Genomic DNA, 22,273 nt, shown 5'->3' on the forward strand with positions numbered 1-22,273 from the left:
TGAATCTGACATCAGTGTCAGGTTTTACGGTACCGGGCATGACGCAGACACAGTGGGTTCCCGCCGCATCCCGACTCTTCTCCCCCGCCCGCCTCGGCGCCCTCGATCTCCCCAGCCGCCTGGTGATGGCCCCGCTGACGCGCAACCGCGCCGGCGCCGACGGCGTCCCCGGCGAGCTGATGGCCACCTACTACGCGCAGCGCGCCTCGGCCGGTCTGATCATCGCCGAGGCGGCGACACCGAACGCCGTCGGCCAGACCTACCCCCACATCCCCGGCATCCACACACCGGCGCAGGTAGCGGGGTGGCGCCGGGTCACCGACGCCGTGCACGCGGCGGGCGGGCGGATGTTCCTCCAGCTCCAGCACGGCGGCCGGGTCGGCCACCCCGACACCAGCGGGCACGTCCCGCTCGCCCCGTCTGCGGTGCGGTTCCCCGAGCCGCTGCACACGCCCGGCGGGCTCCGGGACGCGGTGACGCCCCGGGAGATGACGGACGAGGACATCCGGTCCACCATCGCCGACTTCGCGGAGGCCGCGCGCGCCGCCGTCGAGGCCGGGTTCGCGGGCGTGGAGGTGCACTCCGCCAACGGCCACCTGCTCCACCAGTTCCTCGCACGGAACACCAACCGCCGCACCGACGGCTGGGGCGGGTCCGTCGAGGGCCGCATCCGCTTCACCGTGGAGGTGGTGCGGGCGGTGATCGAGGCCGTCGGGGCGGAGCGCGTCGGCGTCCGGATCTCCCCCGGGCTGGACGTCAACGGCATCGAGGAGGGCGACACCGAGGCGGTCTACCGGGCGCTGGTCCCGGCGCTGGCGCAGCTCGGGCCGGTCTACCTGCACCAGGTGTACGCCGACCCGGACCTGCCGCTCTTCGGGGAGATCCGCAGGGCCTGGCCCGGCACGCTGATCGCCAACCCGGCGCTCTCCCGCGAGGAGGTGGCGGCCGACGGCGGCGCGCGGCGCGGCGAACGCCTGCTGGCCGCCGGCGCCGACCTGATCGCGCTGGGCCGCGGCTTCCTCGCCAACCCCGACCTCGTGGAGCGGCTGCGCACGGGCGCGCCGCTCAACGAGGTGCGGCCGGAGTTCCTGATGTACGTCCAGGGGCCGGAGGGCTACACCGACTACCCGTCGCTGGATCCGGCCGGGATCAGGGCCGCAGTGCCCGCAGCAGCAGGTCCGCGAGGTGGTCGGCGACCTGCTGCGGTGTGAGCGGGCCGTCCGCCCGGTACCAGGTGGACAGGTGGTGCACGGAGCCGAAGTGGTAGTCCACCACCAGGTCGGCGGGGGTGGCGGTGGAGAACACGCCGGTCCGCTGCCCCTCCTCGATCAGCGCCCGGAAGCGCTCGTGGTAGCGCCGGCGCTCCGCCCGCACCTGCTTGAACTTCTCCGGGCTGAGCTGGTGCATCGACCGGAAGAAGATCATGGCGTCGTCGAGGTTCTCGATGGTGGTGACGACGACGTCGGCGGCCGCCGCCCGCAGGCGTTCCTCGACGGGGGCGTCGGAGGCGGCCACCGCGTCGAGACGCTGCTGCTGCAGGCGCAGCATCCGCGCGTACACCTCGTGCAGCAGGTCGTCCTTGGAGCCGAAGTAGTGGTAGAGCGCGCCCTTGGTGACCCCGGCCGCCTCGACGATCTCCTGGACGGACGTGCGGTCGTAGCCGCGCTCGGCGAACAGCCGGGTGGCGACGGCCAGCAGCCGCTGCGGTACCGGGGCCTCGTGCGTGCCTGCGGGTTCCGTGGTCCTGGCCGCCATGGTGCTGACCTTCCTCTTCTCGTTCTGCCTGGTCGCTGCGACCAGCTGTACGACCGTCCGACTGTTTTCAGCCGCGGTCGCGCAGTTCCCGTCGCAGGATCTTGCCACTGGTCGTCTTGGGAAGGACAGGCAGGATCTCGACCTGGCGCGGGTATTTGTACGCGGCGAGGCGCTCGGCGCAGTACGCGGACAGCTCCTCGGGCCCGGCCGAGGTGCCGGGGCGCAGGCTCACGTACGCCTTGACGTTCTCCCCGCGGTACGGGTCGGGGACGCCGACCACCGCGGCCTCGCGGACGGCGGGGTGGGTGTAGAGCACGTCCTCGACCTCGCGCGGCCAGACCTTGAAGCCGGAGGCGTTGATCATGTCCTTCTTGCGGTCGACCACGTACAGCCAGCCGTCCGGGTCCATGAAGCCGACGTCCCCGGTGCGCAGTTCGCCGTCCGGGAAGGCCTCGGCGGTTTCGGCGGGCAGTCCCCAGTAGCCGGGCACGACCTGGGGGCCGCGGACGGCGATCTCGCCGGTCCGGCCGATGGGGAGTTCGTCCCCGTGCTCGTCGAGGATGCGCACGACCGTGTCGGCGCCGGGCAGGCCCACGGAGAGGGTGCCGGAGGCGGGGTCGACGGGGGCTTCGAGGTGCGCGGGCACGGTGGCGCAGGGGGCGGTGCACTCGGTCAGGCCGTAGCCGTTGCGCAGGTAGAAGCCGAAGGCCGCTCGCAGGCGTTCGACGAGCGCGGGCGGGAGCGGGGCGCCGCCGGAGGAGATGATCTGGAAGGAGGCGAAGTGGTCGGGGGTGACGGCGGGGTGGGCGGCGAGGGCCATGAAGGCGGTGGCCGGGCCCACGGTGTAGGCGGGGCGGTGCTCCAGGAAGGCGTCGAGGACGGCGCCGGCGTCGAAGCGGTGGGCGACGACGAGGGTGCCGGCGTTGACGAAGCAGGCGGCCAGCTCGCAGACCATGCCGGTGATGTGGAAGAGGGGCGCGAGGGCGAAGTAGCCGGCGCCCTCGGGGATGGGGTGGGAGGTGACCTGGCGTACGGCGTTGTAGGTGAGCGCGCCGTGCGGGTTCATCGCGCCCTTGGGGGTGCCGCTGGTGCCGGAGGTGTAGCTGATGAGGGCGATGTCGGCGGCGGTGAGGTCGGGGCCGTCGGGGGCGCGGTGGCCCCGGCGGGCCACGGTCGCGAGGTCGGCGGTGTGCGGGCCGGCGGGCCGGGCGGGTCCGGCGGCGGTGTCGTCCGCGGGCCCGGTCTGCTGGTGCGGTATGGAGGCCGCAACCGGCGCGGGGTCCTGGGGTCCCGGTTCGAAGATCCGCGGGTCGTCACGCGTCTGGAAGTCGCGGTCCGAGGCGGTCAGGACGCTGCGGACGGCGCTGCCCCGCACGGCCTCCCCCAGGTACTGCGTCCACGCGCGGCCGTCGCACACGAGGGCGGCGGCCCCGGAGTCGTGCAGGACGTGGCCGACCTCCCCCGCCTTGTACATGGGGTTCAGGGGGACGACGACGGCCCCGGCCTTCCAGGCACCGAGGACGGAGAGCGCGAAGTGCGGGGTGTTCTGGAGCATGACCGCGACCCGGTCGCCGCGGCGGACCCCCCGGGCCGCGAGGTGGCCGGCCACGGAGTCGGAGAGCGCGTCGGCCTCGGCATAACCGATCCGGCCGTCGAAGTAGGCGAGCGCGGTGCGTTCGGGGGCGCGGGCGGCGGCCTCGCGGAAGGCGTGCAGGACGGTGGGCGGCGGCGCGACGGGCGCCCGCTGGGCCGGCGAGAGCAGGCCGAGCCAGGGCTGGGCGGCATAGGTGGAGGTGGACGTCACCGGGTCTCCCATGTCTGCTGGAGGTGGTTCATGCCGCTCAGCCAGCGGTCCGGGTCGGTGGCGCGGACCGCGTAGTAGTCCGCGACCTCGGGGTGCGGGAGGATCAAGAAGCGGCCCTTCTCCATGCCGTCGAACAGCGCGTCCGCGACCGCTTCCGGCTCGATCGCGGTCGGCGCGAGGACGAGTTCGCCCGCCGAGCCCGCGGCGGTCAGCATGTCGGTGCGCACTCCTTGCGGGCAGATGGCGTGGACCTGGACACCGCGGTGCCGGTAGGTCAGCGAGAGCCATTCGGCGAAGGCGAGCGCACCGTGCTTGGTGACACTGTACGGGGCCGCTCCGATCATGGTCAGCAGGCCGGCGGCCGAGACGGTGGACACGAACCGGCCGCTCCCCCGCTCCAGCCAGTCGGGCAGCAGCAGCCGGGCGGCGCGGACATGAGCCATGACGTTGACGTCCCAGGCCGCTTCCCAGACGGCCTCTTCGGCTCCGGCGTCGCCGCCCGAGGCGAGTCCGGCGTTGGCGCAGTAGACGTCGACCGTTCCGCCGAGGGCCTCGCGGGCCTCGGCCACGACCTGGGAGGCGTCGCCCGGGAGCGGGATCGCGCGGGCGCCGATCCCGCCCGCGACCGCGGCGGCCCGGGCGGGGTCGAGGTCGTTGACGACGACCGTGGCGCCCTCGGCCGCGAAGCGTTGGGCGAGCGCGGCGCCGATGCCGCCGCCCGCGCCGGTGACGACGACTCGCTGGTCCTGGTACGCGCTCACGGGATCACACCTCTCGTACGGCCGGTTGCGGATCTGGGCAGACTAACCAGTCGGTATGTCGGGGCGAAAGGGGCGCGGTGACTTAGCATCCCGGGATGACGTTGTCGCGACGCGGGGTGCTGGGGCTTGCCGGGGCCGTGGGATCGGCGGGCGGGGTGGGCGCCCTGGGCGCGGCGGGTACCGCCGGAGCCGCCGGTGCGGGCGGGGTCGGCGCGCCGCGGGCGGCAGGCCGGGTGCGTACCGGCTTCGAGCGGCTCGCGGCGGACGGATACGCCGTCCTGGCCGGGCAGAAGGTGGGGGTGGTCACCAACCCCACCGGGATCACCGCCGACGCCCGCCACCTGGTGGACGTACTGCACGCGGACGAACGGGTCGACCTCGTCGCGGTGTTCGGGCCCGAGCACGGCTTCCGCGGGACGGCGCAGGCCGGGGACGCCGAGGGGGCCTCGCGGGACCCGGCGACCGGGCTGCCGGTGTACGACACGTACGACAAGAGCGCGCAGCGGCTCGCCGACGTGTTCACGGCGGCCGGGATCGACACCGTCGTCTTCGACGTCCAGGACGTCGGGGCGCGCTTCTACACCTACATCTGGACGCTCTACGACTGCATGCGCGCGGCCGCCCTCGCCGGCAAGGCGGTGGTGGTCCTGGACCGGCCGAATCCGGTGGGCGGCCGGCGGGCCGCGGGGCCGGTGCTGGAGCGGCCGTACGCGAGCTTCGTGGGCCGGGAGCCGATCGCGCTCGCGCACGGGATGACGGCGGCCGAGCTGGCGCGGCTCTTCAACGGCGAGTTCCTGGGCGACGCCCCGGTCCGGCTGACCACGGTGGCGATGTCCGGATGGCGGCGCGGGTCGTTCTTCGGGGAGACCGGGCTGCCGTGGGTGCCGCCGAGCCCGAACATGCCGACGCCGGACACGGCCCTCGCGTACGCCGGCACCTGCCTGTTCGAAGGGACGAACCTCTCCGAGGGGCGCGGGACGACCACGCCCTTCGAGGTGCTGGGCGCGGAGGGCGTCGACCGGCGCTGGGCGGAGGCGGCGAACGGGCTGGGCCTGCCCGGGGTGTGGTTCCGGGAGGCGTACTTCACGCCCACCTTCTCCAAGCACGTGGGGAAGGTGTGCGGCGGGGTCCGGCTGATCGTGCACGACCGGGAGGCCTTCGACCCGGTACGGTCCGGCATCGGGCTGCTGGTCACCGCACGCAGGGTGTGGAGCGGCTTCGGCTGGCGCGCGGACCACTTCATCGACCGGCTGACGGGCTCGGACCGGGTGCGCGTGCTGGTGGACGCGGGCGCCGGGGTGGAGGACGTCGCGGGCGACTGGGCGGCGGGGCTGGCGCGTTTCGAGGCGGTGCGCGCGCAGTACCTGCTCTATGCCTGAGGCGGTCGCGCCGGGGGGCTGGCCGGGCGGGCGCCGCAGCAGGATGCTGGCCGCACCGGAGGCACGGCGTGAAGGGGGACGTCATGGCGGACGTCGTTGGCGGGTTCGGCTTCAGGGCGGGGAGCGCAGCCGGGATCGGGGTGGGGCCGTACGCGGAGCTGACCTTCGACTCCGAAGGGGACGTGGACCGCGCCACGCAGGGAGCGGTGGCCCGGATGGAGGCGACGGACGTGCTCGTCTTCGCGCACGGCTGGAACAGCGACCGGTCCACGGCGGTCCGGCTCTACGACCGGTTCTTCGCACCCTTCCCCGCGCTGGTGGGGCCAGGGGTGCGGCTGGGGTACGTGGGTGTCGTGTGGCCTTCGATGCGGTTCTCCGACGAGCCGATACCCGACTTCGAGGCGCCCGGCGCCCTCGCGGAACCGGGCTACGGCTGCGCGCTCGACCCCGTCACCCGGCAGGCTCTCGAAGGGTTCTGGCCGGGGCGGGGCACGGAGCTGGACCGGCTGGCGGAACTGCTGGCGGAGCGGCCGGAGTCGGCGGCGGCCTTCATCGAGTTCGGGGCGCTCGTACGGGAGCTGGCCGGGGTGGACGCGGTGCACGCGCTGGCCGCGCCGGCGGTCCCCGCGATCTTCACGGACGATGTGCTGGAGGTCTGCCGGGCCCTCTCCCTCGCGCTGGCGAGGGCCGGGGCGGGGGCCGGGGCTGCGTCCGGGGCCGTGGCCGCCGGCGGTGAGGGGCCCGGGCTCACGGTCGGCGGGGGCCCCGGCGGACTGTGGGGCGGCGCCAAGGAACTGCTCCGGCAGGCGACGTACTACAAGATGAAGAAGCGGGCGGGGGTGGTCGGCGAGCGGGGGCTGGGGCCGGTACTGGCGGAGCTGGCGGCGGGCCGTCCGGCGATGCGGTTCCATCTGATCGGCCACAGCTTCGGGGCGCGGGTGGTGTCCTTCTCGCTGCGCGCGGTGCCGGACGGCGCCCGGTACGTGAGGTCCGTGACCCTGCTCCAGGGGGCCTTCTCCCACTACGCGTTCGCCGACCGGCTGCCGCACGACAAGGGCCGCGGCGGGGCCCTGCGCGGCCTCCACCGGAAGGTCGACGGGCCGGTGGTGGCCTGCCACTCCCCCCACGACTCGGCCCTGAAGGTCTTCTATCCGCTGGCGTCCCGGATGGCGGGTGATTCGGCCGGTCTGCTCGGTTTCGACGAGCGGTGGGGCGCGATCGGGCACGACGGGGTCCAGGCCGTGCCGGGAGCGCCCCGGCTGAGCCTGGACACCGCCCTGCGCGAGGGGGTGCCCACGGCCGGTTGCGTCAGCGTGGACGCGGGCTCCGTCGTACGGCGCGGCGGCGCCCCCTCGGGGGCGCACAGCGACATCTGCCACGAGGAACTGGCCCGCGTGGTGGTGACCGCGGGGCGCATGGGGCGCTGACTTCCGGCCATGTGCCACCGGCACGCCTCGTCCGCCCCCGCATGCGCCCGCACCGGACCGGGCATGTTGGGCACATCGGCGGAGGTGATGGTGTGATGGCGGGATTCCGGAGTCTGGCCTATCAGGTGCGCGATGCACGCAATGACCGGGCCCTGCGGCGCCACTCGCTGCGCCGCTGCCTGGAGCGATTCGCGCCCTACGGGCACCGGGCCACCTGGTGGCACCTGTGCGACCGGCACGGGATCGCCCCCGAGGACCGGGGGGCCGACCCGCTGCGGCTGGTCGCCGCGCTGGAGGAGCTGGAGGACGCGCGGACGGTCTGGCTGGAGTACGAGCGCCAGTTCGCGGAACGGCGCCGCCGGGAGAAGCACCACGGGCTGCGCCGCCCGGAGTGGGCGTGGGGCGGCAGCGGGGACGCGGTGGTGCGCTGCGCGGATCCGGGGGTGCGGCCGGAGGGGGCGCTGGGCGAGGTGCTGCGGCGGCTGGTCCGGGCGCTGGAGTCGGAGCCGGGGACGGGGTGCCCGGTCTGCGGGGACCCCGAGCTGCGCTGGCCGGAGGTGGCTCCGGTGGGCCCCTGGGCGGGGGCGCTGGCGTGGGACGGGCCGGTGTGCGCGGGCTGCGGGATCGTGGTGCCGAGACCGGCCCTGGCGGACTTCCCCTCGGCGGGCGCGGCGTGAGCGAAGCGGGCCGGCCGGCGGTGGTGTCGCTGAACGGTTCGCGTGGTGCCGCCGACGGGCCCGCAGTGCCCCTGTCCCCGCAGGACCTTGCGGAGTCGGCGGTACGGGCGGTCGCCGCCGGGGCGGACGAGGTACTGGTGCACCCCCGGACCCCGTGCGGGCGGGAGAGCCTCTCGCCCCGGGTGGTCGGGCCGGTGCTGGAGGTGCTGCGGGGCGCGGGGGTGGACGTACCGCTGGCGGTGCCGGCGAGCATCGGGGCGGAACCGGATCCGGCGGAGCGGCTGGCGCGGGTCCGGGCGTGGACGGTGCTGCCGGACCGGGCGGTGGTGCACTTCGCGGAGCCGGGGGCGGCCGACCTCGCGCGGGCCCTGCTGGAGCGGGGGGTCGTGGTGGACGCGGTGGTGCCGCTCGGGGACCCGGCCGGGCCGAAGGCGCTGGAGCGTCTGCGGTCCTGGCTGGTGCGGGGCCCGGGCGTCGGCCGCGGCGGGGTCCGGGTGGTGGCCGAGATCGCGGCGGGGCCGGGGGACGAACGGGCGACCGGGCCGGCCCTGCCGGCCGCTCTGCGCGGGCTGCCGCCGGAGGCGGTGCTGCTGTTCGGGCGCGACGGGGCCTCCTGGCCGGCGCTGCGGCTGGCCGGCCGGTGCGGCACGGCCGCGCGCACCGGCGCAGGAGACGTGCTGCACCTGCCGGACGGGCGGCCGGCGCGGTCGAACGCCGAACTGGTCGCGGCGGCCCGGGAACTGCTGCCCCGGGCGGAGGGCCGGGGCCGTTAGAGCCGCGAGCCGGTGAGCCGTTCGCCGAAGACGTCGTCGGGGTTGGACAGGGCGCAGGTCTCCATCGAGAGGCAGCCGCAGCCGATGCAGTCCGTCAGGTGGTCCCGCAGCCGGGCGAGCCGGCCGATCCGTTCGTCGAGTTCGGTGCGCCAGGCCTCGGACAGACGGGCCCAGTCCTCCCGGTTGGGGGTGCGCTCCTCGGGAAGCTGGGCCAGTGCCTCACGGATGCTGGCGAGCGGGATGCCCACCCGCTGGGCCGCGCGCACGAAGGCCACCCGGCGCAGCGCGTCACGGGTGTAGCGGCGCTGGTTGCCGGACGTACGGCGGCTGCTGATCAGGCCCTTGGCCTCGTAGAAGTGGAGCGCGGAGACGGCGGCGCCGCTGCGGGCGGACAGCTGGCCGACGGTGAGCTCGTGGACTTTCTCGGGAATCTGCGGCACCCGGCCGAGGGTAGCCGGAGGTCCGTTGACATACACATACGGTCCCAGCATGCTGAGCAAGCGCTTATTCGTCCGTCAGTGAGTGGTCCGCGAGAGACAGGAACAGGCATGGCCGAGCCGAGGGTCTTCACGTCCGCCGAGGAACTGCACGCCGGTATCGGCGAACCGCTCGGTCCGAGCGGGTGGCTGGAGGTGGACCAGAAGCGGATCGACCTCTTCGCGGACGCCACCGGCGACCACCAGTGGATCCACGTGGACCCGGAGCGCGCCGCGACCGGACCCTTCGGTTCCACCATCGCGCACGGCTATCTGACCCTGTCGCTGCTGCCCAGCCTGGTGCCGCAGGTCATGCGGGTCGAGGGGATGCGGATGGGCCTCAACTACGGCACGAACAAGGTGCGTTTCCCGGCGACGGTGCCGGTCGGTTCGCGGCTGCGCGCCACCGCCGTGATCACGGAGGTCGCCGAGGCGGGTGGCGGCGTACAGGTCACGGCCACGGTGACGGTGGAACGCGAGGGCGGCGAGAAGCCGGTGTGCGTGGCGGAGTCGGTGTCCCGCTACTACTTCTGAGGGCGCGGCCGCGCGCCCACCATGCGGAGCACGAGGTCGGCGTAGAGCGCGCCGACCTCGTCGGGCGTGCGCTGTCCGGCCACGCTGAACCAGCGGGCCACGTCGATGCACAGCGACAGGACGGCGAGGGTGGTGCCGGGGACGTCGGGGACGTCGAACTCCCCCGCCGCGACCCCGTCGGTGAGGATGCGGCGCACGGCGGCGTCGCTCTGCCGGCGCAGCGTCACGATCTCGGAGCGGTGTTCCGGAGCGAGGGCGTCGAGTTCGTACTGGACCACGCGCGCGGTGGTGTGGTGCGCGGCGTGCCACCGCACGAAGGAGCGCACGGCGGCGTCGAGGCGCTCGGCGGCGCAGCCGGAACCGTCGGCGGCGGTGGTGAGGATGTCGAGGGCCTTGTCGTGCCCGATCCGGCTGATCCGGTGGAGCAGCTCTTCCTTGGTCTTGTAGTGGATGTAGAGCGCGGCCGGGCTCATGCCGGCGCGGCCCGCGATGTCACGGGTGGTGGTGGCGTGGTAGCCGCGCTCGGCGAAGGCTTCGACGGCGGCGACGAGCAGCCGCCGTGCGGCGTCCGGGGTGACCTCGGACCACGGCCGGTAGCCGTCGACCGTGTCCTCCGCGCTGTCCATCGCTCACTCACCTCTTCACCGTTCGGGAGTGAACACCCTACAGGGTGGGTGAGCAAGCGCTTAGCGTTCCCGGGCCGGCCGCTCCGGCCACCCGGGCTACTTCGGCGCGAACGGGTCGTACTCGGCCATGATCTTCTCCATTCTGGCCTGATCCACCCGGCTGACGATCTGCGTGACCTCCTGACGGTCGCGGATCACCTTGGCGAGGGTGAAGGCGGAGGTGGTGAGGTAGAGGACCGCGATCCCGAGGAAGGCGCGGACCCAGCCGTCGGCCTCCAGACGGTAGATCCCGACGGCCACGGCGATGAGGGCGATGGCGAAGGAGGCGACGGCCTGTCCGTAGTACGCCCCCGTGTTCTGCTGCTTGACCGGTGTCTCGTTCATGCGTCGAGCATCGGGCCGCGGTGGCGCGGAGCACATCCGCACGCGTACTCATACCGGTACTCAGGCCGCGGGGGCGCCGGACCCGCTAGAAGGCCGAAACCCCGGTGAGGGCGCGGCCGATGAGGAGCTTCTGGATCTGGCTGGTCCCCTCGTACAGGGTCGCCACGCGGGCGTCGCGGAGCAGCTTCCCGGTCGGGTACTCGTCGATGTATCCGTAACCGCCGTGCACCTGGAGGGCGTTGCCCGCGGCGCGCACGGCGGCCTCGGAGGCGAAGAGCTTGGCGGTGGAGGACTCGGTGGCGAAGGGCCGCCCGCGGTCGATGAGGTCCGCGACGCGCCAGGTCAGCAGCCGGGCCGCGTCCACGTCGACCGATATGTCGGCGATGAGTTCCTGGACCAGCTGGTGGTGGGCGATCGGCTTGCCGAACTGCTCGCGGTGGGCGGCGTACGAGACGGCCGCGTCCAGGGCGGCCTGTGCGATCCCGACGCAGCCGGCGGCGACCGACATGCGGCCCTTGGCGAGCGCGGACATGGCCACCGAGAAGCCCTTGCCCTCCGGACCGAGCATCGCGGAGGCGGGCACGCGGACGCCGTCGAGGACGAGTTCGGCGGTGGCCTGGCCGCGCAGGCCCAGCTTGCCGTGGACCTCGCTGCGCGTCAGGCCGGGGGCGTCGGCGGGGACGAGGAAGGCGGAGATCCCGCGGTGGGCCGGTTCGCCCGGTTCCGCGCCGGTGCGGGCGAAGAGCAGCACGACGTCGGCCCAGGTGCCGTTGCTGATGAACATCTTGTTCCCGTGGAGGACGTAGGAGTCCCCCTCGCGCACGGCGCGGGTGGTGAGGTTCGCGGCGTCGGAGCCGGTGCCGGGCTCGGTCAGCCCGAAGCAGCCGAGCGCGTCGCCGGAGCACAGGCGCGGCAGCCAGGCGCGCTTGTGCTCCTCGGTACCCCAGGCGGCGATCGTCTTCGCGACCAGGCCGAGGGAGACCGAGACGATCCCGCGCACGGCGGAGTCGGCGCGGCCGAGCTCCTCGGTGACCAGGACGTAGGCGAGGTGGTCGCCGCCGGAGCCCCCGTACTCCTCGGGGACGGTCAGGCCGAGGAAGCCGAGCGCGCCCAGCTTCTTCACGACGGCCCGGTCCACGCTCTCGGCGCGGTCCCACTCGGCGGCGTACGGGACGATCTCGCGCTCGGCGAACTCGCGGGCGAGCCGGCGTACGGCGCTCTGTTCCTCGCTCAGCTCCAGGTTCACCGGAACCTCCTTTAACTAGCGCCGGTAGTTTATTGGGGGCAGGGCCTACTATGTGGCGCATGGCCAGACCGCGCAAGCCCCTTCTCAGCCGGGACCGGATCGTCGAGGCGGCCGGGTCGCTGGTCGACGCGGAGGGGCTGGAGGCGGTGTCGACCCGGCGGCTGGCGGCCGCGCTCGGCGTCAGCGGGCCCTCGCTCTACAACCACTTCCGCACCAAGGACGAGATCCTGGACGCGGTGGCGGACGCGGTGAGCTCACGAGTCGACTTGTCGATGTTCGACGGCGGTCAGGACTGGCGGGCGGCCCTGCACGCGTGGGCGCACTCCTACCGGGACGCCCTCGCGGACCATCCCAACATCGTGCCCGTGCTGGCCCGCGGCCCCGGGCGCCGCCCGGCCGGGCTCCGGCTGGCGGACGCGGTGTTCGGCGCGATGACGGAGGCCGGCTGGCCGGCGGCGCAGGCGACCCGGATCGGCGCGCTCATGCGGTACTTCATCCTGGGCTCGGCGGTGGGCTCCTTCGCCCGGGGCTTCGTGGACGACCGGGCGGCCTACGACCCGGCGGACTACCCGCACCTGGGCCAGGCCCACCTGTTGGCGGAGCGGCAGCGCGAGGTGGACGAGGGCGCCTTCGAGACGGGCCTGGAGGCGCTGCTGGACGGCCTGGCCCTGCAGTACGAGGCGCTGGCGCACGCGGACCGGGGCGCCTGAGCCGCCGCGGCCCCGGGGGCGCCGGGGGCGTGGCGGGCCGGGGGCCGGGGACCAGGGCCCGGACCGGTTCTTGCGGCCCGAGCCCCGGTCCAGGGGGTCTGTCTAGAAGATGACGAGGGAGCGGCCGCCCTTGCCCGCCAGCATGGCGTCGAACGCGGCCGGGATGTCGTCCAGGGTGATGCGGTCGGTGACGAGGGCGCCCAGGTCGAGGCGGCCCGCGCGGACGTGTTCGGCGATCACCGGCAGGTCGCGGGCGGGGTCGCTGTTGCCGTAGACGCAGCCGGTGAGGGTGCGGGCGAAGTGGAAGATCTCCAGGGCGTGGAAGGTGACCCGCTGCTCCTTGCCGCCGATGCCGACGACGGTGGTGCGGCCGCCGCGGCGGGTCGACTCCCAGGCGCCGCGGATGGTGTCGGCCCGGCCGACGCACTCGACGGCCACGTCCGCGCCGTGCCCGCCGATCAGCGCACGGATCTGCTGGGCGGTGGTGTCCGACGCGAGCACGAACTCGGTGGCCCCGGCCGCGCGGGCCAGTTCCTCCTTGGCCGGCGAGACGTCGACGGCGACGACCGGGCCCGCCTGCGCGATCCGGGCGGCCTGGAGCGCGGCCAGGCCGACCCCGCCGACTCCGAAGACGGCCACCGATTCGCCCGGGCGGACCTGGGCGCTGTGGTGGACGGCCCCGTAGCCGGTGAGGACGGCGCAGCCGAGCAGGGCGGCCTCGGCGAGGGGGATCCCGGCGGGTGCGGGCAGCACGCAGTTGGCCGCGACGACCGTCTCCTCGGCGAAGGCGGCCACGTTCAGCCCGGGGTGCAGTGCCGTGCCCTGCGCGTCGTGGGCGTAGACGTTCCCGACCCCGGCGAGCGCCGTCGCGCAGAGCCAGACCTCGCCGATGGAGCAGTGGTGGCACGTCCCGCAGGACGGGGCCCAGTTGAGCACCACGCCGTCGCCGGGAGCGACGTGGGTGACGCCTTCACCGACGGCGAGGACCGTGCCCGCGCCCTCGTGGCCGAGGACGGCGGGTACCGGGACCCGCATGGTGCCGTTGGTGAGGGAGAGGTCCGAGTGACAGACGCCGGCCGCCGCGAGCCGGACGCGGACCTGCCCGGGGCCGGGATCGGGCAGCACGATCTCCCTTATCTCCAGCGGTGCTCCGACGGCGGGCAGGATGGCGGCGCGGACCATGGGCGTCGTCTCGACTTTCCGGTGCGGGGGCGGGTTCAGAACTGCAGGGACTTGGTCTGGAGGTACTCCGCCAGGCCGTGGGGGCCCAGCTCACGGCCGACGCCCGACTGCTTGTGGCCGCCGAAGGGCGCGAGGACGTTGTAGCGGCCGCCGTTGATGTCCACCTGCCCGGTGTCCATGCGGCGGGCGAAGGCCGCGGCCGTCTCCTCGTCCGCGGCCCAGACGGCGCCGCCCAGGCCGTAGACGGTGCCGTTGGCGATGCGCAGGGCCTCCTCCTCGTCCTCGTAGGCGAGGATCGACAGCACCGGGCCGAAGATCTCCTCCTGGGCGATGGTCATGTCGGGGGTCACGTCGGCGAACACGGTCGGGGCGACGAAGTACCCGTGCTCGTACGGCGCGTCCGGCCCGCCGGCGACCAGGCGCGCGCCCTCCTCCACGCCCTTGGCGATGAAGCCGCGGACGCGCTCGTGCTGCTTGGCGTTGACGACGGGGCCGACGCGGGTGCCCGCCGTGCGGGGGTCGCCGGTGGGGTGGTCGGCGACGGCGGCGACCGCGAGCGAGACGGCCTCCTCGTACTGGTCCCGGTGGACGAGCATCCGGGTGAGCGCGTTGCACCTCTGGCCGGTGTTGTTCATGACGTGGCCGACGCCCGCGGCGACGGCCTTGGGCAGGTCGGCGCCGGGCAGGATGACGTTCGCCGACTTGCCGCCCAGTTCGAGGGCGACGCGCTTGACCGCGGCGCCGGCCGTGGCTCCGACCTGCCTGCCGACGGCGGTCGAGCCGGTGAAGGAGACGAAGTCGACTCCCTCGTGGGCGGCCAGGGCCTGACCTGCGACCGGGCCGGTGCCGGTCACCAGGTTGAAGACCCCGGCCGGGATCCCCGCCTCGTGCACGGCCTCGGCGAAGAGCTGCGCGGTCAGCGGGGTGTCCTCCGCCGGCTTGAGGACGAGGGTGCAGCCGGCGGCGAGAGCGGGTGCCACCTTCGCAACGACTTGGTACAGCGGGAAGTTCCAGGGCGTGATGGCCCCGACCACACCGACCGGCTCCATCAGGACGGTGGAGTTCCCGATGCGCTCCTCGAAGGCGTAGGAGGCGGCGAGTTCCACGTAGGAGGAGACCACGGCGAGCGACGAGCCGACGTGGACCGCCTTGGCGAAGCCGAGGGGGGCGCCGAGTTCGGCGGTGACGGTCTCCGTCAGCTCGCCCTTGCGGGCCTGCAGTGCGTCGCGGAGCGCGCCGATCAGCGCCGCCCGCTCGGCCGGCGGCGTCGCCGCCCAGCCGGGCAGGGCCGCACGGGCCGCGCGTACGGCCGCGTCCACGTCCTCTTCGGTGCCGGCCGGGACCTCGGCGATGACCTGACCGTCGGCGGGGTTGACGACCTCGATCCGGCCGGTTCCGACGGCGGGCCGCCATGCGCCGTCGATGTACATCCCGTCCTGGGCCTTCATGGCATTCCTCCCGAGTACGCACGTGCGCGTGGATCCGACCTCCGAGCCACCCTACAAACTAGCGGCGGTAGTTTTCGTCGGCCAGGGGCTGCCGGACATCAGATGATGCCGAAAAGCATCCCTGCCGCGAGGACGACGAGCGAGGTGAGGGCCGCCCACTTCACGGTGAAGCGGGTGTGGTCGCCGAACTCGACCTTGGCCATGCCGACGAGGACGTAGACGGCCGGAACCAGCGGGCTCGACATGTGCACCGCCTGGCCGACGAGGGAGGCGCGGGCGATCTCCAGCGGGGAGACCCCGTGGGCGGCGCCGGCCTCGGCCAGGACGGGCAGGACCCCGAAGTAGAAGCCGTCGTTGGACATGAAGTAGGTGAGCGGCAGGCTGAGCAGGCCGGTGACCAGTGCCATGTGCGGGCCCATGCCCTCGGGGATGGCGCCGACCAGCCAGTCGGCCATGTGCTTGACCATGCCGGTGCCGGTGAGGACCCCGGTGAAGACGGCGGCCGCGAAGACCATGCCGGCGACGTTCAGGACGTTGTCGGCGTGGGCGGCGATCCGGGCCTTCTGGTCGGGCATGTGCGGGAAGTTGACCGTGAGGGCGAGGGCGGCGCCGAGCAGGAACAGCACCGGGATCGGCAGCAGCTCCATGATCATCGCGGCGAGGAGGGCGACGGTGAGGCCCGCGTTGAACCAGTAGAGGCGGGGGCGCAGGGTGGGCCGGTGGGGGTCGAGGCCCTGGAACCCGTCCTCGGGGGCGTCGTCGCGGCCGCCGGCGGGAGCGGAGGCGGAAAGGGACGGCGTGGCGGGCGACGGCGCGGCGACCGTGCCAGACGCGGCAGACGCGGCAGAACCCGCGGAGCCGGCGGAAGCGGCGGAAGCGGCGGAAGCGGCGGGGACCGACTGGTCTGTGCTCCCTGCGGTGGCCCCGACCAGGTCCCCCTCGACGTCATCGACGTCCTCGGGCGTCTTCTGGCCGGGGAGCGCCAGCACTCCGACGCGGCGCCGTTCCCGCAGGCCGAGGACGTACGCCAGGGCGAACACGAAGAGCAGACCCACCGCGAGGGCCGGGATCATCGGGACGAAGATGTCGGCGGCGTCGAGCTTGAGGGCGGTCGCGGCGCGAGCCGTGGGGCCGCCCCAGGGCAGGGTGTTCATCACGCCGTTGGCCGTGGCCGCGACGCCCGTCATGACCACCAGGCTGAGGCCGAGCCGCTTGTAGAGCGGGTACATGGCGGAGACCGTGATCATGAAGGTGGTCGACCCGTCGCCGTCGAGCGAGACGATCGCGGCGAGGACGGCCGTGCCGACCACGACGCGCACCGGGTCTGCCTTGCAGAAGCGCAGGATGCCCCGGACGATCGGGTCGAAGAGGCCGACGTCGATCATCAGGCCGAAGTAGACGATGGCGAACATCAGCATGGCGGCGGTCGGTGCGAGCTTGCCGACGCCTTCGATGACGTAGTCGCCGAGGTGTGCGCCCTTTCCTGCGAACACGCAGAACAGTGCGGGGATGAGGACGAGCGCCGCGATGGGCGACATTTTCTTCATCATGATCAGGACCAGGAAGGTCGCGATCATGGCGAAGCCGAGGAAGGTCAGCATGGGGGGAAGGTAGGTGCCGCCTCCTTTCGCCAACAAGACGTCGACGCGTGAGCAATACGAGCAAAACCCCAGCTCAGGGCAGGGGTGTCAGCTCGACGGGGAAGGCGTTGAGCACCGCCGTGCCGGAGAGCCGGTCGATCCGGGTGCCGTCGAGGAGCTGGTTGACGTTGGCTCCGGGCGCGGCGGACGCCACGCCGAGGCGGACGCCGGCGCGGTCGTGGCCCCAGCCGTGCGGGAGGCTCACCACTCCTGTGCGGACGGCGTCGGTGACCTCGACCGGGACCTCCAGACTGCCCCCGTCGGCGGCGATCCTGGCCCGTCCGCCGTCGGTGAGACCCAGCCGGGCCGCGTCCTGCGGGTGGACGTGGAGGGTGCAGCGGTTGGAACCTCCGGTGAGGGCCGGGACGTTGTGCAACCAGCTGTTGTTGGACCGCAGGTGGCGGCGGCCCACGAGCACCAGGGCGGCGGGGCGGTCGGCGAGGGTCGCGCGCAGCGCGGGGAGCTCGGCCGCGATCGGTTCCGGGAGCAGCTCGATCCTGCCGCTGCACGTCCTCAGCACCTCCGGGAGGCGGGGCCGCAGCGGGCCCAGGTCGATGCCGTGCGGCGCCTCCAGCAGCTCCTCCAGGCCCAGCTCGTACGGTCCGAGACGCAGCATCAGGTCCAGCCGCCGCTCCGGGCCGGTGCGCCCCGCCAACCGGAGCGCCTGCGCGTTCGGGTCGGCGCCGTGCAGCGGCGAGTGCGCATCGGTGACGGCCCGGGCGAGGGTGTCGTCGATGACGCGCTCGTCCACGGCCTCCGGCGGGGCTCCGTGCAGCCCCGACACGGCGAGGATCAGGCGCGCGTGGATCTCGCACTCGTCCATCCGCCCCTCTTCCAGGGGGATGGCGGGCGGCGAGTAGCGGGCCTGGTTGCGTACGGCGAAGGCGTTGAACGCGAAGTCGAAGTGCGCGCTCTGCGCGGGCGGCGGCGGGGGCAGCACGACGTGAGCATGACGGGAGGTCTCGTTCAGGTACGGGTCGACCGAGACCATGAAGTCGAGGCCGGCCAGCGCCCGGTCGAGGCGGTCGCCGTCGGGTGCGGAGAGGACGGGGTTGGCGGCGATGGCGATCAGGGTGCGGATCCGCCCCTCCCCCGGCGTCTCGATCTCCTCGGCCAGTGCCGCGATGGGCAGTTCGCTCTTGGCCTCGGGGTGACCGCTGACCCGGCTGTGCCAGCGGCCGGTCGTGAAGCCCTTGCCGGGACCGGCCGGCCGTGGGGTGCGGTCGGTGGCGGAGAGCGGGAAGAGGGCTCCGCCGGGCCGGTCGAGGTTGCCGGTGAGGATGTTCAGTACGTCGACGAGCCAGCTGGCGAGGGTGCCGTGCTCGACGGTGCAGCTGCCGATCCGCCCGTAGACGGCGGCGGTGGGTGCGGCGGCGAGTTCGCGGGCGAGGCTGCGGATCTCGTCGGCCGTGAGGTCGCAGGCGGGTGCGACGGCCTCAGGAGTGAAACTCCCGAGGGCGGCGCCGAGTTCCCCGAGTCCTTCGACGTGTTCCTCCAGCCCTCCGGGGGCGGCGAGCCGCTCGGCGAGCAGGGTGTGCGCGAGGGCGGCGAGCAGGAGCACGTCGCTGCCGGGGCGCGGCGCGAGGTGGAGGTCGGCGAGGGCTGCGGTGCGGGTGCGGCGCGGGTCGACGACGACGAGGGTGCCGCCGCGGGCGCGCAGGGCTTTGAGCCTGCCGGGGAAGTCGGGGGCCGTGCAGAGGGAGCCGTTGGACTCGACCGGATTGGCGCCCAAGAGCAGCAGGAAGTCCGTCCGGTCGAGGTCGGGGACCGGGATGGCCAGGGGGTCGCCGAAGAGGAAGCCGCTGGAGACGTGCTTGGGCATCTGGTCGAGCGTGCTGGCGGTGAAGAGGTTGCGGGTGCCGAGGGCCTTGAGGAGGAGCGGCGGGTAGAGGGCGCCGGCCATGGTGTGCACGTTCGGATTGCCGAGGACCACGCCGACGGACTGGGGCCCGTGCTCCCGGACCAGGCCGGGTACGGCGGCGGCGATGGCGTCGTAGGCCTCCTCCCAGGTGGCCTCCCGGAGCCGGCCGTCGCGGCGGACGAGGGGGGTGCGCAGGCGGTCGGGATCGGCGTCGATCTGCCCGAAGGCGGCGCCCTTGGGGCAGATGAAGCCGCGACTGAAGACGTCGTCGCGGTCACCGCGGGCGCCCGTGACCGTGGTGCCTTCGATGGTGAGGGTGAGGCCGCAGGTGGCTTCGCAGAGGGGGCAGATACGCAGGGCGGTGCGGGGCATGGGCCCTCCAGGGCGGCGGCAGGCGGCGGCACGGGCATGCGGGGACCACCGAGCATACCGACCGGTAGGCACGGTGGCGAGGGCGTGCGCGGTGGCGGCACGCGGGGCGTGCGGGGGCAGGTACCCGGCAGGAGGTGGGGCGCTCGGGGACGGGTGGGGAGGTGCGGCTTCAGTCCAGGACGCGGGCCAGGTACGCGTGCATCATCGCGCGGGTCTCGGCGACGATGCCGGGGTCTCCGGCCGGGTCGGTCCGGAAGGCCAGTTGGATCAGCGCGTCGGTGGCCTCGACCGCGACGAGGACCGCGCGTTCCAGCGTGGCGTCGGGGGTCAGGCCGAGGTGCGCGGAGAGCAGTTCGGTCAGCCGGGCGGCGACCTGGTGGTTGGGGTCGCCGTCGCCTTCGGGGTCGTCGGCCGGCGGCGCGGGCACGCCGAAGTCGACGAGCGCGAAACCGGGCACTCCGCGTTTCATCGCCAGGTACTCGTCCAGTACGGCGTCCACCACCGGCCGCCAGTGGGTGGCGGGGAGGCCGGCGAGGCGGTCCGCGATGCCGTCGGCGTAACGGTCCAGGTTGCGGTGCGCGAGGGCGATGGCCATGGCCCGCTTGTTGCCGAAGAAGCGGTAGACGGAGCCGATCGGCACACCGGCGCGCTGGGCGACGGCGCGGGTGCTGAGGTTCTCGTACCCGGTCTCGTCGAGCAGTTCGGCGCAGGCGTCGAGGATCCGGGCGAGCCGGTCGGCGCTGCGCTGCTGGATCGGCGTACGGCGCAGGGAGTGGGCGGGAGGCACGGGGTCCATCATGCCGCTCCTCGCTTCCGGGTCGGGCGGGGGCCTCAGTTCAGCAGGAGGCTGAGGCCCCCGATCGTGTAGGTGATCATCAGCGCGAGCAGCGGCAGCTGTCCGGCCACCGCCTTGGCGGGCGGGAAGAGGCGTACGGAGCGGTCGTGGGCGGCGACCACACCGAGGACGTGGCCGGTGACGACGGCGATGACCTGGAGGGCGGCGAGGCCGCCGGGGCCCAGTGGTGGAGCGGGTCCGGGGGCGTTGTCAGTGCCGACTGCCATGCTTACCGTGCGTGGTCCTTCGACTACCAGGAGGGAGAAGTAGTGGGCGATGAGATAGCCGAGGGCGATCGGGACGAGTGAGTGCGCGAAGGCGGTCAGCGGGCCGGGGTGCGGGCCGCTGACGAGGCGGGTGGCCGCGGCGCACAGGCAGTAGAGGGTGGCGACGAGGGCGATGGAGCCGAGCAGTCCGAGTGTGGCCGTGGGGGTGCGGCCGAGGGGGGAGGTCTGAAGGGTGTTGATCCAGGAGGGGTTGTCGGAGAAGCCGTCGTAGGCGGTGGACCCGAGGAGGACGCAGACGGTGGCGACGAGTCCGGGCCGCTCGGGCGTCGCGTCGAGTCCGTGGAAGGGGTTGCGCAGGACGAGGCGGCCGTCGTCGCGGCGGCCGAGGGGGGAGAGGCGGGCGAGGAGGGCGGAGTACGCCTCGAAGGCGTCGCCTTCGGCGAACCAGCTCTCGCCGTAGCGGGCGGCGAGCAGCAGGTGGGCGGTGGTGTAGGTGGCGAGCGCGATCAGGAGGGTGGTGGTGGATGCGGGATCGGGTGAGACGAGTTCGAGCCAGGTGAATGCGAGGAGTCCGGCGGCGGCGGGCCACAGCCCCAGCCGGGCGGGGAGGGGGTGGTGGCCGGTACCGGAACGGTTCAGGGCCCGGGAGAGCAGGCGGTGCAGGGTGCGCAGCGGGTTGAGCAGGCGCCAGACGGGGCCGAGGAGGAGGGAGGCGGGCACGAGTCCGACCCAGAGGAGGACGTAGACGGCTCCGGGAGCGGGGTTGTGAGCGGGGTCGTCGGGACCGAGGAGGAGGTGGAGCAGGACGAGGAGCGCGGCGGCGAGTCCCAGCCCGCGCAGCGTGGTTCGGGTGGCCGGCGCGTCGGCCACCCGCTGGAGGGCGGCGGGCAGGGCGAGGCCCGAGCGCTCTCCGCGGAAGCGGGAGGTGGACCAGAGCAGGCCGAGCGCGAGGAAGGAGACGAACAACGCGGCGAAGGCTCCGGCGAAGGCGTAGAAGGGAGAGATCGGCAGATCGTGCTGGGAGCCGATTCCGTGCGCGAGCACGGTGAACGGTTCGGCCGGGTGAAGGACCACGCCCTGGCCGTGGCCGGTCACCGGAGAGGCGCCCGGGCCGAGCGGGGCCGCGCTCACCGTCGGACCGCCGGCCACCGCACGCCACCGCCGAGGGACCGGCCGAGCGCGCCGGGCCTGGGCCCGGGCCCCGGCAGGGCCCCGGGGTGGTGTGGGGGCGAGGGTTCGCGCGTGGGGGCCGGGGGCTCGGCGGGGTCGGGACGGGGGTGGCGGGCGGTCATCGGACGAGGAGCTGGGTCAGGACGAGGGCGGACTCGTGGGTCTCGACCTCGAAGAGGCCCGTGCGGTCGGCCGTCAGGATCAGGGTGGCCTCCTGGCCTGCGGGCAGGGCGAGTTCCTTGTCGTAGCCGTGGACGTGCAGGGTGTCCGCGTGGTCGCTGGTGACGCGCAGGGCGACGCGTTCGCCGCGCCGCAGCTCGGTGCGGGCCGGGGCGGGGCTGACCTTGCCGTCCCGGACGGTGATGCTGACCGTGCGGTCCGCCTGCTCCTGGCCGGGCGTCGGCGACTGCGTGGGCTGGGAGTCGCCGTGACCGTGGCCTCCGGACCGGCCCGGGGCGGGGGCGGTGAGCTGCGTCGTGCCCTCGACGGCTTTGCCGGACACCGCCCAGGCGGTGTGGTCGTCCGCGTAGAGGCGGACGGTCAGGGTGTGCGCGCCCTCGGGGACCTGCGCTGCGGGCAGGTGGAACCAGGGGCCGTACAGCCGGGCGATCTTGCGTCCGTCGAGTTCCAGGTGGGCGTGGCCGGCGCCCGGGAGGGCGGCGCCGCCGGTGCTGTCGGGGGTGAAGCGGAAGTTCTTCACGCTCAGTTGGAGGTTCCAGCCGTCCTCGGAGTCGGGGCGGGTGGCCAGTTGGACTTCCGGGGCGCCCTCGGCCGGGACCTCGCGGAGCTTGTGGCCGGCCGCGTCGGCGGCGGGGAGCAGGGTGCCGACGCTGCCGGAGGCCTGCTCGTGGCTGGTGCCGGGCTTGTGGTGGGTGGTGGCCCGCCCGCCGCAGCCCGTCGCCGCGCCGCCCGCGAGGAGCAGGGCGAGGGCGAGCAGGGCCGCGCCGCGGGCGGGTCGGCGGTGCGCCGCCCCGCGGGGCCCGCGG

At 73.9% G+C, this 22,273-nt stretch carries 21 protein-coding genes; 7 read left to right on the top strand and 14 right to left on the bottom strand.

Annotation, left to right across the window (positions count from 1 at the left end):
* Positions 1-38 precede the first annotated feature (38 nt).
* On the top strand, positions 39-1,211 hold the full coding sequence (locus IG86_RS0133095) for an alkene reductase (RefSeq protein ID WP_030831796.1): 1,173 nt from the start codon (positions 39-41) through the stop codon (positions 1,209-1,211).
* On the opposite strand, the gene IG86_RS0133100 is transcribed toward IG86_RS0133095, so the two are convergent.
* The 3 genes from IG86_RS0133100 to IG86_RS0133110 form a co-directional block, all read right to left on the bottom strand.
* Entirely contained in the window at positions 1,150-1,755 is a 606-nt protein-coding gene (locus IG86_RS0133100; protein WP_030661506.1) for a TetR/AcrR family transcriptional regulator, read from the bottom strand. The two genes, IG86_RS0133095 and IG86_RS0133100, sit on opposite strands and share 62 nt — an antisense overlap.
* A gap of 67 nt (positions 1,756-1,822) precedes the next feature.
* The gene (locus IG86_RS0133105) at positions 1,823-3,571 is read right to left on the bottom strand and encodes an AMP-binding protein (protein WP_030901923.1); all 1,749 of its coding nucleotides are present in this window, start codon (positions 3,569-3,571) and stop codon (positions 1,823-1,825) included.
* Positions 3,556-4,320: an SDR family oxidoreductase gene (locus tag IG86_RS0133110; RefSeq protein ID WP_030901926.1), complete on the bottom strand. Its 765-nt coding sequence runs from the start codon at positions 4,318-4,320 to the stop codon at positions 3,556-3,558. The genes IG86_RS0133105 and IG86_RS0133110 overlap by 16 nt, the downstream gene beginning before the upstream one ends.
* A gap of 95 nt (positions 4,321-4,415) precedes the next feature.
* On the opposite strand from IG86_RS0133110, the gene IG86_RS0133115 reads away from it, so the two are divergent.
* From IG86_RS0133115 to IG86_RS0133130, 4 genes are all read left to right on the top strand, one after another.
* The gene (locus IG86_RS0133115; protein ID WP_030901929.1) at positions 4,416-5,699 is read left to right on the top strand and encodes an exo-beta-N-acetylmuramidase NamZ family protein; all 1,284 of its coding nucleotides are present in this window, start codon (positions 4,416-4,418) and stop codon (positions 5,697-5,699) included.
* A gap of 83 nt (positions 5,700-5,782) precedes the next feature.
* Complete coding sequence (locus IG86_RS0133120; RefSeq protein ID WP_051785553.1) at positions 5,783-7,126, top strand: hypothetical protein; 1,344 nt, start codon at positions 5,783-5,785, stop codon at positions 7,124-7,126.
* Between the two features lie 95 nt (positions 7,127-7,221).
* Positions 7,222-7,803: a hypothetical protein gene (locus tag IG86_RS0133125; protein ID WP_030901934.1), complete on the top strand. Its 582-nt coding sequence runs from the start codon at positions 7,222-7,224 to the stop codon at positions 7,801-7,803.
* Positions 7,800-8,576, top strand: coding sequence for a 3-keto-5-aminohexanoate cleavage protein (locus IG86_RS0133130; RefSeq protein ID WP_030831778.1), 777 nt, complete (start codon positions 7,800-7,802; stop codon positions 8,574-8,576). Before IG86_RS0133125 ends, IG86_RS0133130 begins: the two co-directional genes overlap by 4 nt.
* Here the strand turns inward: IG86_RS0133130 and soxR are convergent.
* On the bottom strand, positions 8,573-9,016 hold the full coding sequence (gene soxR / locus IG86_RS0133135) for a redox-sensitive transcriptional activator SoxR (RefSeq protein ID WP_030661486.1): 444 nt from the start codon (positions 9,014-9,016) through the stop codon (positions 8,573-8,575). The two genes, IG86_RS0133130 and soxR, sit on opposite strands and share 4 nt — an antisense overlap.
* 108 nt (positions 9,017-9,124) lie before the next feature.
* Here soxR and IG86_RS0133140 point away from each other — a divergent pair, with 108 nt between their 5' ends.
* Positions 9,125-9,586, top strand: a complete 462-nt coding sequence (locus tag IG86_RS0133140) for a MaoC family dehydratase (RefSeq protein WP_030901938.1) — start codon at positions 9,125-9,127, stop codon at positions 9,584-9,586.
* Here the strand turns inward: IG86_RS0133140 and IG86_RS0133145 are convergent.
* The 3 genes from IG86_RS0133145 to IG86_RS0133155 all read right to left on the bottom strand — a co-directional run bounded on the left by IG86_RS0133145 (position 9,577) and on the right by IG86_RS0133155 (position 11,842).
* Positions 9,577-10,212 (bottom strand): TetR/AcrR family transcriptional regulator, encoded by a 636-nt coding sequence (locus tag IG86_RS0133145; RefSeq protein ID WP_030831764.1) that lies wholly within the window; start codon positions 10,210-10,212, stop codon positions 9,577-9,579. The two genes, IG86_RS0133140 and IG86_RS0133145, sit on opposite strands and share 10 nt — an antisense overlap.
* Positions 10,213-10,308: 96 nt before the next feature.
* Positions 10,309-10,596 carry a YiaA/YiaB family inner membrane protein gene (locus IG86_RS0133150; RefSeq protein WP_030831758.1) on the bottom strand — a complete coding sequence of 96 codons (288 nt, stop codon included), beginning with the start codon at positions 10,594-10,596 and terminating at the stop codon, positions 10,309-10,311.
* 85 nt (positions 10,597-10,681) lie between these two features.
* The gene (locus tag IG86_RS0133155) at positions 10,682-11,842 is read right to left on the bottom strand and encodes an acyl-CoA dehydrogenase family protein (protein ID WP_030831753.1); all 1,161 of its coding nucleotides are present in this window, start codon (positions 11,840-11,842) and stop codon (positions 10,682-10,684) included.
* Between the two features lie 59 nt (positions 11,843-11,901).
* Between IG86_RS0133155 and IG86_RS0133160 the strand changes: the two genes are divergently transcribed.
* Positions 11,902-12,552, top strand: coding sequence for a TetR/AcrR family transcriptional regulator (locus tag IG86_RS0133160; protein ID WP_037943469.1), 651 nt, complete (start codon positions 11,902-11,904; stop codon positions 12,550-12,552).
* A gap of 102 nt (positions 12,553-12,654) precedes the next feature.
* On the opposite strand, the gene IG86_RS0133165 is transcribed toward IG86_RS0133160, so the two are convergent.
* The 7 genes from IG86_RS0133165 to IG86_RS0133195 all read right to left on the bottom strand — a co-directional run bounded on the left by IG86_RS0133165 (position 12,655) and on the right by IG86_RS0133195 (position 22,224).
* Complete coding sequence (locus IG86_RS0133165) at positions 12,655-13,734, bottom strand: Zn-dependent alcohol dehydrogenase (protein ID WP_030901943.1); 1,080 nt, start codon at positions 13,732-13,734, stop codon at positions 12,655-12,657.
* 35 nt (positions 13,735-13,769) lie between these two features.
* A complete protein-coding gene (locus tag IG86_RS0133170; RefSeq protein WP_030901944.1) occupies positions 13,770-15,182 on the bottom strand; it encodes an aldehyde dehydrogenase family protein in 1,413 nt (470 codons plus the stop codon).
* A 98-nt stretch (positions 15,183-15,280) separates the two neighbouring features.
* A complete protein-coding gene (locus tag IG86_RS0133175; protein ID WP_030901946.1) occupies positions 15,281-16,783 on the bottom strand; it encodes a CitMHS family transporter in 1,503 nt (500 codons plus the stop codon).
* A 73-nt stretch (positions 16,784-16,856) separates the two neighbouring features.
* Positions 16,857-19,055 (bottom strand): molybdopterin-dependent oxidoreductase, encoded by a 2,199-nt coding sequence (locus IG86_RS0133180; RefSeq protein ID WP_030901948.1) that lies wholly within the window; start codon positions 19,053-19,055, stop codon positions 16,857-16,859.
* A gap of 169 nt (positions 19,056-19,224) precedes the next feature.
* Positions 19,225-19,851, bottom strand: a complete 627-nt coding sequence (locus IG86_RS0133185) for a TetR/AcrR family transcriptional regulator (RefSeq protein WP_030831740.1) — start codon at positions 19,849-19,851, stop codon at positions 19,225-19,227.
* Positions 19,852-19,886: 35 nt separating this feature from the next.
* Positions 19,887-21,191: a hypothetical protein gene (locus IG86_RS0133190; RefSeq protein ID WP_030831737.1), complete on the bottom strand. Its 1,305-nt coding sequence runs from the start codon at positions 21,189-21,191 to the stop codon at positions 19,887-19,889.
* A 214-nt stretch (positions 21,192-21,405) separates the two neighbouring features.
* The gene (locus IG86_RS0133195) at positions 21,406-22,224 is read right to left on the bottom strand and encodes a cupredoxin domain-containing protein (RefSeq protein WP_030901951.1); all 819 of its coding nucleotides are present in this window, start codon (positions 22,222-22,224) and stop codon (positions 21,406-21,408) included.
* Positions 22,225-22,273 lie beyond the last annotated feature (49 nt).

It is taken from the genome of Streptomyces virginiae (assembly GCF_000720455.1).
In the GTDB taxonomy this organism is placed as follows: Bacteria; Actinomycetota; Actinomycetes; order Streptomycetales; family Streptomycetaceae; genus Streptomyces; species Streptomyces virginiae.

Bases quoted from the DNA above. Each gene is read 5' to 3' on its own strand.
- IG86_RS0133175 (WP_030901946.1), bottom strand. From the start codon at position 16,783: ATGCTGACCTTCCTCGGCTTCGCCATGATCGCGACCTTCCTGGTCCTG.
- IG86_RS0133145 (WP_030831764.1), bottom strand. From the start codon at position 10,212: ATGGACAGCGCGGAGGACACGGTCGACGGCTACCGGCCGTGGTCCGAG.
- IG86_RS0133160 (WP_037943469.1), top strand. From the start codon at position 11,902: ATGGCCAGACCGCGCAAGCCCCTTCTCAGCCGGGACCGGATCGTCGAG.
- IG86_RS0133165 (WP_030901943.1), bottom strand. From the start codon at position 13,734: ATGGTCCGCGCCGCCATCCTGCCCGCCGTCGGAGCACCGCTGGAGATA.
- IG86_RS0133095 (WP_030831796.1), top strand. From the start codon at position 39: ATGACGCAGACACAGTGGGTTCCCGCCGCATCCCGACTCTTCTCCCCC.
- IG86_RS0133170 (WP_030901944.1), bottom strand. From the start codon at position 15,182: ATGAAGGCCCAGGACGGGATGTACATCGACGGCGCATGGCGGCCCGCC.
- IG86_RS0133185 (WP_030831740.1), bottom strand. From the start codon at position 19,851: ATGGACCCCGTGCCTCCCGCCCACTCCCTGCGCCGTACGCCGATCCAG.
- IG86_RS0133105 (WP_030901923.1), bottom strand. From the start codon at position 3,571: ATGGGAGACCCGGTGACGTCCACCTCCACCTATGCCGCCCAGCCCTGG.
- IG86_RS0133180 (WP_030901948.1), bottom strand. From the start codon at position 19,055: ATGCCCCGCACCGCCCTGCGTATCTGCCCCCTCTGCGAAGCCACCTGC.
- IG86_RS0133125 (WP_030901934.1), top strand. From the start codon at position 7,222: ATGGCGGGATTCCGGAGTCTGGCCTATCAGGTGCGCGATGCACGCAAT.
- IG86_RS0133100 (WP_030661506.1), bottom strand. From the start codon at position 1,755: ATGGCGGCCAGGACCACGGAACCCGCAGGCACGCACGAGGCCCCGGTA.
- IG86_RS0133140 (WP_030901938.1), top strand. From the start codon at position 9,125: ATGGCCGAGCCGAGGGTCTTCACGTCCGCCGAGGAACTGCACGCCGGT.
- IG86_RS0133115 (WP_030901929.1), top strand. From the start codon at position 4,416: ATGACGTTGTCGCGACGCGGGGTGCTGGGGCTTGCCGGGGCCGTGGGA.
- IG86_RS0133150 (WP_030831758.1), bottom strand. From the start codon at position 10,596: ATGAACGAGACACCGGTCAAGCAGCAGAACACGGGGGCGTACTACGGA.
- IG86_RS0133120 (WP_051785553.1), top strand. From the start codon at position 5,783: ATGGCGGACGTCGTTGGCGGGTTCGGCTTCAGGGCGGGGAGCGCAGCC.